The sequence below is a fragment of the Segetibacter sp. genome (assembly GCF_025963695.1).
Classification (GTDB): Bacteria; Bacteroidota; Bacteroidia; order Chitinophagales; family Chitinophagaceae; genus Segetibacter.
The window spans coordinates 1-15,539 of sequence record NZ_JAOQAH010000116.1; the positions used below are offsets into that span (position 1 = coordinate 1).

Genomic DNA, 15,539 nt, shown 5'->3' on the forward strand with positions numbered 1-15,539 from the left:
CGATACGAGAAGGGATTAAAAAAGCAATGGGCCGGCTGGGCTCTTATAAAAAAGAGTTCGAAAGTTTAAACACAAAAGAAAAATTGCTCTACCCTTTAAAAAAACTGAATAATAAATTTTGGTCTTCGAAAACCAGGATGCACTTTATTGACAGCATTTATGCTATTGTCACTGCCTGTTATAAAAGCACCGGACAGCGAATGCCAGAGGTATTAATAAAGCAGGTCGTTTTTAAAGCAATGGGGGAAGCACAGGTTCAATACCGTCCCACTACTTACAAAGGAAATGTTGTAATATTCCGGTCGCCCCATTTATATAAAGATCCATATTTAGGGTGGCGCGATTTGATTAAGGGACAAATTAAAACCTACAATGTCCCTGGTCACTGCCGCCTTGGTAACGATATTTTTAGAGAACCTCATGTAGAACACCTGGTCGAACAATTAAAGAAACACTTACTGTAGTTCGGGTTTTTAGAACTAAGATTATTGGAAGTTGTATCTGGCAGAACAATTATCATGGCTGGAAAAATAATTAGACTTGCTCAACCTCAAATTATAAAAGGCTCTCCTATTGTTTTGTCTGCGCCGATTATCTTATTTGTACCTCTATTAAGGGATAACTCATAATCCGCCTGTTTTTTTTCGAGTCAAAAAAATATGAGGAACAAAGGCTTTAAGTAGCCCTAACATACAGCCTAAATTTATTGATCAAATCTATTATTCATTATAGTATCAGCGACGCTCAAAACAAGTATCATTATAATCAGGACTGAGAGTATATTTTGATACAGTTTTAATTTTTTTCTTTTTGCATTTGAGGTGTAACGAATGTTTTCTACAGGGTAATAAAGAAGATTCAAGCTCTTTGTATTAGTGCTTCTAATTTCCATAAATATGAAGACTTTTAAAGTAGCAAGAACTGCAATAATTAAAAATGCTATTATGGGGTAATAAAGAACAATTTTCTCATTCATGGTATAGGTATTTGTTTTGTATCAGAGAGTATTAGGTTATGAAAATAAAAAACGAAATACAAATAAGGCAAATTTTTTTTATGCATATGTAATGCCAAATAAAATGCGCTTTAGTTGCAACCTGAGAAGTTTAAAAAGGCATTTCTTCAGATATTACCATCACTAATTAACGCTAAATGAAAAAGCATCCCGCTGATATTATTTTAGATTTCATCCTCCTTAAAGAAAATTTAGTTGGGGACAGTATCATCTCTAAAGAAACGGGCATTAACAGAAATGTAGTTGAGTATTGGATTGTTGAAATGGAAAGACTGAAACCGGCATGGATTGAGGTGGATACCGGCTACGCAGATAATAAGTTAATTGTTGGCGTTAACTCCTGGCACAGGTTTGAAATCGGACAATTTTTAAAACTAGGAGGATTTACTACTCTTTTACAAAACCAGGAAAGAGGAAAAGACGATGAACAGAAAAAAAGAGACAAAGAAATTAGAGATTTGCACCGTGAGATAGATAGCTTAAAAATTAAGCCGTGGATGGTTTGGGCAAGTATTACTTTGTCAGTAGTAGCCATAATTATTTCATTAGTGGCTTTAAATAAATAGGAAGTCGCTTTAGCTGAAAATGGACCATTTTGTAATGTAGGAGTAACAACCAAATTATTTGCTGGAAACATAATCTGCGCAACAATGAGATTACATCAAGCCATAAGTTAATTATTACGTTCCAAATACTTATTCCCGCTTATTTTACGTTTATCGCCATATGGTTTCTGTTCCTAAGCTTGTCTTCTACCTCAGTTTAGCCTGGATAGTGTTATTAATCTTTATAACTGTACTTGTAATTGTTACGGCAGGGCTAGCCTACGGTAAAATGGCGATTGAAAGTTATTGTGGAACCTGGTACACCGCACTTGCCTATCTTATTGTTTACGGTCGCTTGTTCTCAAATTATTTTGCAACACGTTAAAATAGAACGAACGATTAAATATTAGTCGAAGAAGAAAGCAGCTTCTTAAAACAAGAGAAATCTCTTTAGGTAACAGAGATAGAAATAAACCTTTACCTGTTCTTTAAAGTATGATGAACTAATAAGTGCCAATTGTAACATAAATACATGGACCACCTTCAACAACTTTTACACCTTGAAGGTCTTTGTAAACTATTTCTCTGCCGCAAATAATAAAACCTTTACTGCTGAAAAACGCCGCTACATCAAAGGCATTCTCAACATTACTGCTTTTTGTTTTCTGAATTTTAACGCAATTAATGTTACTATTAGTACTTGTTCTTAAACTATTTACCTGCCCTAAAATATCCATCATTTGCAAACCATTCAGCTGAATCTCTCCCGGTTTTATTGCTGATTCTTCCATTGTTGCGATTTCTGTAGGGGGTGGGTAAGTGGCTGTATCGCTTTTATCTGTTTTTAGGTTATTTGTAAATTCCGTGTAAATTGTACTTTCTTTATTTGCCTGTTGATCTTGCTTATTTGCCAAAGCGACTACTTCCTTAACACCGCGTTGTTTGTGTGACGATAAATCTAATTCTCCTTTAATTGGCCCCGTTTCATTTGAAGCCTCAATTGCCCTTTGTTGAATTTGTTTATCTCTATCAACGTTTTTTAAAAAAGAATTCGATGAATTAAGGGCAGTTATTGCTTTTTGTTGTTCAAGCTCCTTTAAATCGGGTGAGGGAAGAAGTATGACGAAAGTTAAGAACACTGCCGTTGAAGAGAGCAGCAGAACCCACCGCCTGCTTAGGTTAAAGTTAATTCCAAAGTAGTTCGACCCCTTACCAAAAGGATAATTGAAAGAGCGCTTAAGTTCTTCATCATAAGCTGCTCTTTTGGCTTCGTCAGTTAAGACTTGCTGAGCTTCATTCACTGTCTTGAAAATTTCAGCGTAATATTCATCTCCCCCATTTTTGTCGGGATGTACTCTCACTGATATTTTTTTGTAAGCTTCCTTTATCTGTTCTTTAGAAGCTTTCTGGCTTATTTCCAGGACTGTGTAATAATTTATCATAAACTGGTAAGCAACTGTACAATGAGCAATATTACTAAATATACAATTATTATAATGTAAGCTGGCTAATCCTCTTTCTTGAAATATTAGATAGGTGAAAAAAGGACTAATGTAAAATGCCTATGAACAGGTATAATAGCGCCTCGCTTTTTATACTACAACTAGAAGCAGGAAGAGTTTAAGGTTCAAAAGAATACTGAAAAAGTTAATCAGAAGATTTGGAGATTTGCCACACACGCAAACATAAACTTTTTATTCTATACGGTGAGGTTCAAAGAAACTTAATGCAACATGAAAATTGCTAACATATTTTTATGTTACGTCAAAACTTGCAGAAGTAAGTACAGGTTGACGGGTTAAATTATTTTGTGTAGATAGCTTTTTTGGTGCCTTTTAACAACAGTTTGAACGAGGAAATATTAGGGTGATGGCATAAAAAATTATAAAACAAATAACACAAGAGCCTGAAAAAGCTGCTGTTTATACAATGAAGGGTGGTTTTATAATATTCCTTATTTCGCGTCGAAAACTAAGTTCCGAAGCAGTAGTAATAAGTGATGCTACTAAGAAAACAAAAGCGCTAACCGTAAAAGTTGTTCAGCCAGCGATGGTTTTGGATACCTGACAGTTCGTTTGAATGGGAACCACCACCCCATATTACCCTGGTGCTCGACCTGCGAATCGGGTAAGCTGAAGGTTTTTTTTCTCCTGTGCGTGTCCTATAAATCTGTGAACCAGAGAGATGTCTATTATGAGTGAATGAGTGAAGTAAAAAGCGATTAGAGCTTTCACCTAAAACCAAATAAATCTTACCTGAGCTTGTATAGTTGGCATTTAATCTTGCAACCTTGTTGAATTGCAAATAACAGTACAAGGGTGCGACGCAACCATTTAAAATAGTAGCAATAAAGCCGGTTCAAAAAAAAAATTTCTCTTTCTGTGTTTATTTATTCAGGTTTAGAAAAAGTCGGCATTAGTAATCCATCCTGTCTTATTTAAGCCCTTATCGGACATGAACTTGGTCATTCGTTCTCAGCGGGGTAGTTTGAAGGTTTGTATAGCAAGGTTAAACAATAACAATATTGCTAAACCGTTTTTTAGAAATGCTAATACAGCTTATTCTCAAGTCATTATGTTATTAAACCACTTTTCCTGTAACATTAAAGTTTCGTCGTTTCGTGATTTTATTGTGATTATGATCGCTTGTTTCACCCTTACGATCCTGGGCGTATTAAGCGATTTGACCGATACCGTCGTTAATTTTTTATATGTAAGAAGAAAGAGTATTTATGACGACATATTAGTTAGTGCGTTTTTTACAGGCGTGCTGTTTTTATTTTACGTCATCCGCCGGAACAGGGAGAAAAAACAAATTATCGAGTGTCAAAATGAGACTGAAAAGAGTTTGCAGAAAACACAGGATAATTTAAACGTATCATTAGGCAGTACTTCAAATATTTTTTTTAATACCCTTGCTTTTGGAGACTTTGATATGCTTTATTTAAGTGAAAACGAAACCAATATTTTGGGTTATACAAAAGAAGAATGCCAGATGAAAAAATGGTGGAGAAATAATATTCATCCGGATGATTACGAAAATGTAAACCTTCAATTATCAAAAATATTTCTTAATAAAGCTGCTTCGTTTGACTATCGGTTCAAGCACAAGACAGGCGAATGGGTTTGGATGAACAGTGATTGTAAATTGATATGCGGAGAGGATGGGAAACCAAAAGAGATTGCAGGCTCCTGGCGTAGGGTTACTGACGTAAAAACTAAGACTGAATTAATACGTGTAGATAACGAGCGGTTTAAACTGGCATATAAAGCAACAAAGGATACTATTTATGATTGGGATTTGTTATCGAACCACGTTTGGTTTAGCGACGAAATGTTTAGGTCTTATGGGTATGATGAAAGCAGTACCGATACTAAAATTGATTGGTGGAGTGCCAAGTTAGATCACAAGGATTACAACAGGATAATGGCATCGATAAAAGATGCAATAGAGCCCAAACAACAAACGTGGGTAGGAGAGTATTGTTTTTTAAGAGCAGACGGAAGCTATGCCAACGTCTTTGACCGCGGAGTGATAGTATATTCGAATGAAGGTGCGCCACTTAGAATGATTGGCTCAATGACAGACATTACAGTATTGAAGCAAACGGAAGCAGAATTAAGGATAGCCAAGGAAAGAGCTGAAGAGTCTGTAAGGTGCAAAAGCGAGTTCTTAGCTAATATGAGTCACGAAATAAGAACACCACTAAATGGTATTATTGGTATGACCGAGCTTACGCTTGATTCTAATATCGACGTGCAACAAAAGCGTTACCTCGAAAACATTAAAACATCTTCTGAAACATTATTAAGTCTTATAAACGATATTCTTGATTTTTCTAAAATTGACGCGGGTAAGTTAGAACTCTCTCCTGTTAAGTTTTCATTGCGTACGGAAATATTGAAATCATTACAAGTACTTGGATTTAAAGCGTCGTCAAAAAAACTTGAATTTATTTTCCAACTAAAACCTGATGTTCCAGACTTGTTTTTTGGCGACGTACTGCGGCTGAACCAGATTGTTGTAAATCTTGTAGGTAATGCGATAAAGTTCACCGAGAACGGGGAAGTAATTGTGCGGGTTCAACTAAAAGCCCGCAACGAAGAACAAGCGATGCTATTAATATCTGTATCTGATACCGGTATTGGCATTTCTAAAAATAAATTACAATCTATTTTTCATGAGTTTTGCCAGGGAGATGGCTCCACTACCAGGAAGTATGGCGGCACAGGTTTGGGCTTGGCGATTACAAAAAAGCTGGTTGATTTGTTTGGTGGAGAAATATGGGTTGAAAGTGAAATAGGTAAGGGAACTATTTTTCAATTTACTGTTCCTATCGCTTTGCAAAAGGTAGTAGAAAACCGCGGTTTAACTCAATACCCGCAATTAGATGGAACCAAAGTGTTGATTGTAGAAGAAAACAGGGCCGGGCGAAAGTCGTCGGAGGAATTGATTAGGCAATTTGGTATGACTCCCACTGCAGTTGCTTCAGGCGAAGATGCAATTATTGAATTGAAAGCAGCGAAGCTGCAAAAAAGTCCATATCAACTAGTCTTGCTGGGGTTATCGTTGGCCGGAAAAATGGATGGATTTGATGTAGCCGAAAAAATTAAAAATGATGGGGCATTAAAAAGTACAGAAATAATAGTGGTGTCAAGGTCATACAAGGCAAGCGACAGAGAGCTTTGCGCCCAAATAGGTATTAAATACTTTTTTACCAAGCCTTACAATCCGTTCGATCTGCTTGACAGTATTTGTAATATAGTCCTATGGCAAAACCTCATACAAAAAACCTCTGCTGTTGCTGAAGCCCCAAATCAAACATCATCTATTTCAACCCACACCACTCTTAAAGTCTTGTTGGCAGAAGATAACCAGATAAGCCAGGAAGTAGCGTATCATATGCTGGTTAAAAGTGGCAACCAAGTAGTCATTGCAAATAATGGTAAAGAGGCTGTTAACGCAATGATGCAGGAAGAGTTTGACCTGGTATTTATGGATGTTCAAATGCCGGTAATGAATGGTTACGAGGCAACAGAAAAAATTCGCCAAATTGAAAAAGCCACGGGTAGGCATACACCAATTATTGGTTTAACCGCCAATGCAATGGTAGGCGATAAAGAAAAATGCCTGGCTACCGGTATGGACGATTACGTGAGTAAGCCGATGCGAAAAGATGATATTATTAAAGCAATTGAAAGAGTGATTGGTATTGGCAAGTCGGTTGTTGAAAAGATAGAAGTAGAGGAGGCAAGGGAGCGCCCTTTAATTAACCCTGCTGCAATGCTCGAAAGGTTGGGTGGTGACAAAGAGATTTTTGATGGCTTTATCGAAGCATTTACAGAACAGGTGTCTGTTTCCTCACAATTGTTGGCTGATGCAGTTAATCGCAAAAGTGCGGCAGATATCCTTTTTACGGCTCATAGCTTAAGAGGGTTGGTGCTGAACCTGGACATTTACCGGGTCGTAGATATTACTCTAAAAATGGAGATGCTGGTGCACGAAAATAAACTCGAAGAACTTCCTGCTTATGTTGCTGCAATAGAAAGTGAATTAGCAAATGCGCTAGATCCTTCAAACTCAAACGGTTTATTTAATTAAGTTTTATTGAGGCAAATGGGCTGTTATAAATACGCTTAAAACTCCCGCTGCTTTTGTTGACGGGAGTTTTTCGTATACAATTTTTGTTTCCGGCATTTGTCTGTTAAATGAACATCCTTGCGTCGCACTACGTTCATCTGCAAATTTCTTTGCAGCCTGGCACAAGCGCAATAAAGAGTCTTCTTGCGCCTTAAAACTTCCATCTTAAAACATCCGAAAATTCTATTTCCTCCAGTTGAAACCTTAATTAGAAAAGGAATAAAATTAACTCTAACTTGGTAAGCAGTATACTTAATGATTACATAATGTCTTTTATTGAAATAATCATTTGACCTCCATATCTTGCTTCTTTTATTTATCTACCTAAACTACTGTCCATGTGTAAAATTTATTTTTCACAGCCCTGGCCAAAACTATGCCTCGCCGGATTGCTTGCGGGTGTTTGTTTTTTCTCTCCGGGAACTGCTTTTGCCAAAGCGGGTTTTGAATTTGAAATATTTGAAAATCCTCCACAAACCGTTAGCGGAACTGTAAAAGATGCCAGCAACGGTCAGCCTTTATCTGGAGCTACCATAAATGTAAAGGGCGGTTCTCAAAGTACTGCTTCAGATGCCAGTGGTGCTTTTAGAATAGTAGCACCAGACAATACCAGCGTTCTGGTTGTTAGCTATGTCGGCTATGTTACCCGGGAGTTTCTTGCGTCTGGCAGTAATATAGAAATTTCATTACTTCCAAATTCCACTGAGTTAAACCAGGTTGTAGTTGTAGGCTATGGCACTCAGAATAAGAGAGACGTTACAGGTGCTGTGAAGTCGATAAAAAGTGAAGCTTTTAACCGGGGTATCATCACTTCGCCTCAGCAGCTTTTACAGGGTAAGGTTTCTGGGGTTAATGTAACATCTGCCAGCGGCGAACCCGGAAGTATGCAGGGAATTACCATAAGGGGTCCTGGCGGAGTAAGAACCGGAAGTACACCTCTTTTTGTAGTCGACGGTTTGCCACTTGACAATTCGAGCACAGGAGGTGGCGACCCACTAAATTTCATCAACCCCCAGGACATAGAATCTTTTGACGTACTGAAAGATGCATCTGCTACTGCTATTTATGGCTCGCGTGGTGCCAACGGTGTCATTATCATTACTACCAAAAGAGGAAAGGCAGGCGTATCAACACTAGCCTATTCAACTAGTATTGGATACTCTAAAATTGCAAGGACACTGCCTGTTTTAACAGCGGAAGAATTTCGGGCCGAGGTGCCAAAATTGGGAGGTACTATAGATGATCTAAAAGGTTCAACAAACTGGCAAAAGGAAATTACAAGGACGGCTTTTACACAGAACCATAACGTAACTATGAGTGGCGGTGCAGAAAAGTTAACCTATTACGCTTCCTTCGGGTTGCAAAAACAGGAGGGTATCCTTAAAGAAAACAACCTTGACCGCTATTCAGGACGGTTTAATGCTACTCAAAGATTTTGGGATGATAGATTGATAATAGAGGCTAACCTAAATGTGGCAAATACTAAAAATCAGCGTCCACCTATCGGTACTTTAATAGGCGATGCTATCAGCAACAATCCAACTTATCCTGCTTACGACGCAAACGGAAAACCAATAGGATATCAGAATATTAGTAACCCGCTGGTTTATCTAAATTTAGATAAGGAAATCACTACAATCAACCGTGTGATCGGTAATATTTCTCCTTCACTCAAATTAATTAAAGGACTTATTTATAAGCTGAATTTTGGAGTCGATAATTCTAATTCGAACCGTGATCTTGAAGCCTTACCGTTTGCTCAACCCCTGCGGGATGGAAGGTTAGAAACGTTTTATAATTATAACAGAAATACACTGATTGAAAACTATCTCACTTATTCTTTGACCGCATCACGCCATAGTGTTTCTGCACTGGCAGGGCACTCTTATCAAAAGATTTTTGTTCAGGGAAGAAACAATAGTATAAACCGCTTTCCTATCTCCCCGGTTGAGCCCATTTATAATCCGGGGCTGGGCCAGGAATTAACGCTGGCCAATAACAGGCCGGGAGGGTATGCTTTCATCAACGAGCTTCAATCTTTTTTTGGCCGTGTTACTTACCAATTGGATAATAAATACCTGCTTACCGCTAATTTCAGGGCCGATGGTTCATCAAAGTTTGGTTCAAATAATAGGTATGGTTTATTCCCTTCTTTCTCCCTGGGATGGAAAATTTCTGACGAAGAATTTATGAGCGGTTCGGTCTTTAATAACTTGAAACTAAGGGGCGGTTGGGGACGAACAGGTAACCAGGAAATTCCATCAAAAATTACCCAGGCTTTGTTTACTTCCCAGGTGTCCGCTTCAACAAGTTATCCGCTATATGCATCAGGATTATACCCCGCAGGTACAACTTATTCAAGACTTGCTAATCCAGACATTCAGTGGGAGGTATCTAGCCAAACAGATATCGGTTTAGATTTTGGCTTATGGAAAGGTGCTTTGTCGGGATCGGTCGATTTCTTCGACAAAACTTCAAACAACATTTTACTTGAAGTAATTCCTGCAGATCCTATTCAGCCAGCCGGTACCTTCTGGACAAATGTTCAGGACATGACTATCAATAATAAAGGTGTTGAATTTGATATTGAATACAGGCATAAATCAAACGCAGGTTTTTCTTACAACATTGGAGGTAACCTTACCTACATGCATAACAGAGTAAACAGCTCTCCTTATTCTGTTATACCATCTGGTGCAGCCTCAGGTTCTGGCCTTACCTCTGCAACGATTAATGGATACTTAAACGGTGAGCCTATTGGCACTTTTTATTTGAAAGAATTTACAGGATTTGATGCTAATGGTTTAAGTACATATCGTGACCTTGATAAAGATGGTATTATTTCTGACAAGGATAGAATTGCTGCAGGTACAGCTTTACCAAACGTTATGTACAGCTTTAATGGCGGTGCTGCTTATAAGGGTTTTGACCTGGTTGTAAACTTCAATGGAGTATCTGGAAACAAAATTTATGACAATACTGCAAATAGCTATTTCTATAAGAATAAGCTTGCTAAGAATGTGAATACTACCCGCGAGGCTATTGCAGATGCAGCCGAATCAATCAGCAATTCAGCGCCCGTAAGTACAAGATTTTTAAAGGACGGCGCTTATCTCCGTTTAAATAATCTCTCACTTGGGTATAATTTCAATACAGATAATTTAGGAATTAAAAAGTGGATTTCTGCAATCCGGTTGTCTGTAACAGGCCAAAATCTTTTTGTAATTACTAACTATAACGGCTTCGATCCTGAGGTAAATACTGATAGAACTGTTAATGGTATCTCTTCTTACGGTATAGACTACCAGAGTTATCCTAAAGCGAGGTCTATCATTTTTGGTTTAAATTTTTCATTTTAAAATTGTACAAAATGACAAGGAAAATAATATTCGTTCCACTTGCTTTAATGTGTGTTGTAATAATAGCCGGTTGTACAAAACTGAACGAACAGGTACTTGATGAGTCGTCTGTAACAGGCCTTACAGATAAACAAATTGCTGAGGGAATTATAGCTCCGGTATATGCAAGGCTACCGAACATTTTTCAGCACACAACTTATTTTGCATTGCAGGAAATTTCTACAGATGAAGCTATTTTGCCATACCGAGGTGGAACCGATTGGGGTGACAACGGCATATATCTGTCACTCCATAAGCACGAAACAACCAGCACCGATCCTAATGTAAGAGACACCTGGAACTTTATAACCACAGGAATATCGCGGGCCGTCACTGCCATTAATACACTTCCTACAAATACAGATCCCAATGCAAAAATTTTTCTCGCAGAAGCGAGAGGTATGAGAGCATATTATTCTATGCTTACTTTAGATCTTTTTGGACTGGTTTTTATAAAAGATGATTTAGGCGAGTCATCAAAAATCTTAAGAGGTGAGCCTGCATTAGAGTATATTAAATCCGAGTTATTGGCAGTGGAGCCGATACTTGACAATGCCAGCGGCCCTGGTCGGCTTAGCAAACCAGCAGTATGGGGTTTGTTAGCAAGGTTATACTTAAACGCTGCAGTTTATCGCGATACTTACGCAGCCACCTTCACCTTTAAGAATGAGGACATGGACAAGGTGATTGAGTATTGTGATAAGATCATAAGCTCAAACCAATATGCGCTGGCCCCTGAGTACTTTTCTCTCTTTAGCGATAATAATCACAACAATAAAGAATTAATTTTTGCTGTCGATCAGCGCAACGATTTGAATGGTCATAACAGGATGGCTTATTTCTCTTTATCGGGTGACCAGTTTCCTTTACCTGCTTATCCAAACGCAAATGGAACAGACGGCCCGGCCATTACACCTGATTTTTACCGTACATGGGTAAATGCAAATCTTCCGCTTGATCCTGCGGTCGCTGACCCTCGTTTTTACAAACAGAATTTATCTATTTATTCTAATCCTGCAGATTCCTGTGTAGATGCATCAAGTTATAGCATTAATCGCGGTATATTAAGAGGGCAGCAGTACGGATTGATCAGGAGAAATGGTGTGTTTTTAAAATGTTCCAATGGAAAAATGTTGGTCTCTAAAATTTTTCACGACACCCGTAACAAACCTACTTTACCTGTTGACTTTACTGAGGCAATCGATTTTTCAGTTGCCGGAAGCAATTATAATACTGGCTACAGGGTTGAGAAATATGAATTTAGTAAAACATCTGTAAGCGGAAGGAACTTTGGCGAACACGATATCATTATACTTCGCCTTGCAGATATTTATTTAATGCGGGCTGAAGCTAAACTTAGAAAAACAACTCCTGATGCCACTGCAGCTTTAGCCGACGTAAATATGGTGAGGGCTGCAAGAACTGCTACTACGCCAGCCAAACCATTAACTTCAATGTCGCTCGATCTTTTATTTCGTGAACGAGGGTTCGAATTTTATTGGGAATGTCTGCGCAGAACTGACATGATTCGTTTTGGAAAATACGAAGGGTCATGGACCGAAAAATCAAACACGGATAGACAGAAAAGAATTTTTCCGATACCACAAACAGCAATAGATGGAGCATCCAACTTGCCGGGCTACTTAACCCAAAACCAGGGTTACTAAACTTTTTTAGTTATCGTAAGGCATCTAACAATTAGTTAGGTGCCTTTTTTTTGTTTTCTATAATCACTTGTGTACGGCCTATATTCTTATCTGTTAAAGTCGAAATGAAAAACAAAAGCAAACTATCCCGCTTTGGTACAATTCTAATTTTGAACCACCCCAAATAGTCAACAACCTACCCCAATTGTTCTAACTGTATTTTAAAAATAATAACACGGTTAAAACTTCGTTTTTATTAATGTAACCTGATCGCAGGTATTTTTAAAATCCAATATTCTAATCAAAAGGCTGACACTTTCAAGTGCCGGCTTTTTTTGTTTACAAGCGTATTTTTTTAATGTCGTATAAGATCCTTTCCGCAGCAGTTGTAATAAAACAACATGTTAATAGTTTTAAAATTAAATTCGCAATATTCACCCTTCGCACTCACACTCCTTTCAAATTCAAACAGCGATGAAGTATTGCAATTTTTTTAACTTGTTAAAGCTTACTGTTTTTATTTCGGTTTTTACATTTTGCTCAAGTAGTAAGCGTATTATAGAAACAAGCAGCTCTTCAAAAACTATTTTTTTTGATGATTTTTCCGGATCTTCTTTAGACCGCAGCAAATGGAATGTCTTGTTAACTGGCCAGGTTTTTAATAACGAACAACAAGCCTATGTTGATTCATCCGCTACTGTTTACTTCGCCAGGGGCAAAGAGGCCGAGGGTGCAAAAAACGGAGCCCTTGTTATTCATCCCCGATATACTCCCGGCTTTATTACTAAAGATGGTAAGAAATTCGATTTCATATCTGGTCGCCTTCATACTAAAGGAAAGTTTGATTTTACATATGGTACTGCTGCTGCAAGAATAAAGATGACCGAAGGTAAAGGGCTATGGCCCGCGTGGTGGTTACTGGGTAACGAGCGTTGGCCGCAGACAGGCGAGATGGATATTATGGAATTTATTGGGGAAAGCGAGTGGGTTAACTCGGCTATACATGGCCCCGGCTATTCAGGCAATACGCCTTTTGTTAAAAGAGACTCTTCTATGATCGCTAGCCCCGTTACTAATTGGCATGTTTATGCTGTAGACTGGACACCTGAAAGTCTCGTTTTTAAAATTGATGGAAGAGCTTACTATACTGTTACAAAAGCAATGATTGAAAAATATGGAAAATGGGCTTTTGATAGTCCAAAACATATGATTTTAAACTTTGCTCTTGGGGGAGGATACCCTGCGGGAGTAAATAAAATTCAGTCTCCATACGTGGGTTTGCCCAAAGAAACGGTTGATTTAATAAAGCAGGGAAAAGTTGAAATTCTGGTTGATTGGGTGAGGGTAACAAGAGATTAGCAATGATTTTAGTGAAATGTCAGAAGTCTATATTATTTGATAATACTACTTGTTGAACAGCTTATAACATCCCATCATCGGCAAAACTGTAATAACCTTCTTCGCTCACAATAATGTGGTCCATCACTTTTATATCAAAGTAGCTGGCGGCTTCTTTAATTTTACTTGTCAGTTCTTGGTCTTGTCGGCTAGGTTTTAAACTTCCGCTAGGATGATTATGGCATAGTACGATACTGACAGCTTCATGTTCTAATGCCTTTTTCAAAATAATTCTTGGATCTGCTACTGTACCTGTTATACCGCCTTCGCTAATAATTTCGTAATGATTTATTTTATTAGACCGGTTTAAAAAAATTACGGCAAAAACTTCATGCATTTTGTATTGCAACTGGGCCTGTAAATAACTCGCAATATCCTTGCTCGAAAGAACAATTTCTTTTTTGTTGTCAGCCATATTTCTGCGTACTCCCAGCTCTAAGGCTGCAGCAATTGTTACTGCCTTTGCCGGCCCCAGGCCTTTTATTTTTAAATTTACCATCTCTTTAACTGATAGTTTTGCCAACCTCTGAAGGCTATTATCAGCTGATGATAACAACTCTTTTGCAAGATCAACAGCGCTTTTGTCTGTTGAACCGTTGTTAATTAAGATGGCCAATAATTCAGAATTACTTAAGCTTTCTGCTCCCTTTAAGGCAAGTTTTTCTCTCGGCCTGTCATCAATTGCCCAGTTTTTAATGCCTGTGTTTGCCATAATGAATTTTATAATTCCTTAAATTAATACTTTCTGGAGCTAATCTCTATCTTCGCCCCACATTATTGTAGGTATGAATCCTTCTATTAAAATTTTCTCCGGTACAGGTACTCAAGGTGTCTCAAGCAAAATAGCAGAACGTTTTGGAATTGCGCTTGGTAAGATTAACATTCAGAAGTTTAGCGATGGAGAAATTCAGACCGTTTATATGGAAAGTATTCGCGGTGACTACGTTTTTCTCATTCAGAGTACTAATGCTCCGTCTGATAATTTGATGGAACTCTTGCTAATGATCGATGCTGCCCGTCGGGCAAGCGCGTACAAAATAGTAGTGGTGATGCCATATTATGGCTACGCCAGGCAAGACCGTAAGGACAAACCTCGTGTAGCAATAGGATCTAAACTCATAGCTAATTTATTAGTTGCCGCAGGTGCAAACCGAATTATTACAATGGATTTGCATGCGCCCCAGATCCAGGGTTATTTTGATATTCCAGTCGACCACCTCGACAGTTCTGCCATTTTCATACCTTATATAGAAAAACTTAAACTGAAAAACCTTACTTTTGCCGCCCCCGATGTGGGAAGTACTAATCGTGTTCGTGAAATTGCTAGTTATTTCAATACCGATATGGTCATTTGCGACAAGCACCGCAAAAGAGCAAATGAAATAGCAAGCATGGTAGTGATAGGTGATGTAAAAGACAGAAGCATAATTCTTATAGATGACATTTGTGACACAGGCGGCACTTTAGCTAAAGCTGCAGGTTTGCTGATGGAGAAAGGGGCAAAAAGTGTAAGAGCACTGTGTACCCACCCGGTATTAAGTGGAAACGCTTATGAAAATATAGAAAACAGTGCGCTGGATGAGTTAGTGGTTTGTGATACCATTCCCTTAAAAAGGGAAAGTAGTAAAATAAAGTGTTTATCTGTAGCAGACCTTTTTGCAATTGCAATTCGCAACGCTTACGAAAACAGAAGTATCACCAGTTTATTTATTCATTCGCAACTGAAAGCTAAAAGAGAAGAACGACAATAGAAATTTTAAACAATCATACAAAATGAAGACAATTACAATCGAAGGACAACTGAGGACCGAAATGGGCAAAAAAGCCACGCGCCAGCTTCGCTCTCAGGAATTGGTGCCTGGTGTAATTTACGGTGGTGCACAGGAAATTAATTTCG

The 15,539-nt window shown here is 38.2% G+C and carries 9 protein-coding genes and 1 pseudogene; 8 read left to right on the top strand and 2 right to left on the bottom strand.

What is annotated here, in order from left to right; all coding sequences use genetic code 11:
• The coding region (locus JWR87_RS19440) for a hypothetical protein (protein WP_297823418.1) at positions 1 to 464 on the top strand (464 nt) is incomplete at its 5' end.
• Between the two features lie 688 nt (positions 465 to 1,152).
• Positions 1,153 to 1,581 (top strand): hypothetical protein, encoded by a 429-nt coding sequence (locus JWR87_RS19445; protein WP_297823419.1) that lies wholly within the window; start codon positions 1,153 to 1,155, stop codon positions 1,579 to 1,581.
• Positions 1,582 to 2,063: 482 nt separating this feature from the next.
• Here JWR87_RS19445 and JWR87_RS19450 read toward each other — a convergent pair whose 3' ends face one another.
• Positions 2,064 to 3,002 (bottom strand): J domain-containing protein, encoded by a 939-nt coding sequence (locus tag JWR87_RS19450; protein WP_297823420.1) that lies wholly within the window; start codon positions 3,000 to 3,002, stop codon positions 2,064 to 2,066.
• Positions 3,003 to 4,014: 1,012 nt separating this feature from the next.
• Between JWR87_RS19450 and JWR87_RS19455 the strand changes: the two genes are divergently transcribed.
• The 4 genes from JWR87_RS19455 to JWR87_RS19470 all read left to right on the top strand — a co-directional run bounded on the left by JWR87_RS19455 (position 4,015) and on the right by JWR87_RS19470 (position 13,603).
• Positions 4,015 to 7,161, top strand: coding sequence for a response regulator (locus tag JWR87_RS19455; protein WP_297823422.1), 3,147 nt, complete (start codon positions 4,015 to 4,017; stop codon positions 7,159 to 7,161).
• Between the two features lie 377 nt (positions 7,162 to 7,538).
• Positions 7,539 to 10,559, top strand: coding sequence for a TonB-dependent receptor (locus JWR87_RS19460; protein WP_297823424.1), 3,021 nt, complete (start codon positions 7,539 to 7,541; stop codon positions 10,557 to 10,559).
• An 11-nt stretch (positions 10,560 to 10,570) separates the two neighbouring features.
• On the top strand, positions 10,571 to 12,265 hold the full coding sequence (locus JWR87_RS19465) for a RagB/SusD family nutrient uptake outer membrane protein (RefSeq protein ID WP_297823426.1): 1,695 nt from the start codon (positions 10,571 to 10,573) through the stop codon (positions 12,263 to 12,265).
• A gap of 453 nt (positions 12,266 to 12,718) precedes the next feature.
• Complete coding sequence (locus tag JWR87_RS19470; protein ID WP_297823428.1) at positions 12,719 to 13,603, top strand: glycoside hydrolase family 16 protein; 885 nt, start codon at positions 12,719 to 12,721, stop codon at positions 13,601 to 13,603.
• A 61-nt stretch (positions 13,604 to 13,664) separates the two neighbouring features.
• On the opposite strand, the gene radC is transcribed toward JWR87_RS19470, so the two are convergent.
• Positions 13,665 to 14,354 (bottom strand): DNA repair protein RadC, encoded by a 690-nt coding sequence (gene radC / locus JWR87_RS19475; protein ID WP_297823430.1) that lies wholly within the window; start codon positions 14,352 to 14,354, stop codon positions 13,665 to 13,667.
• 73 nt (positions 14,355 to 14,427) lie between these two features.
• On the opposite strand from radC, the gene JWR87_RS19480 reads away from it, so the two are divergent.
• Positions 14,428 to 15,393 carry a ribose-phosphate pyrophosphokinase gene (locus JWR87_RS19480; RefSeq protein ID WP_297823432.1) on the top strand — a complete coding sequence of 322 codons (966 nt, stop codon included), beginning with the start codon at positions 14,428 to 14,430 and terminating at the stop codon, positions 15,391 to 15,393.
• A gap of 22 nt (positions 15,394 to 15,415) precedes the next feature.
• Positions 15,416 to 15,539: pseudogene (locus JWR87_RS19485) on the top strand (50S ribosomal protein L25); the annotation flags it as partial.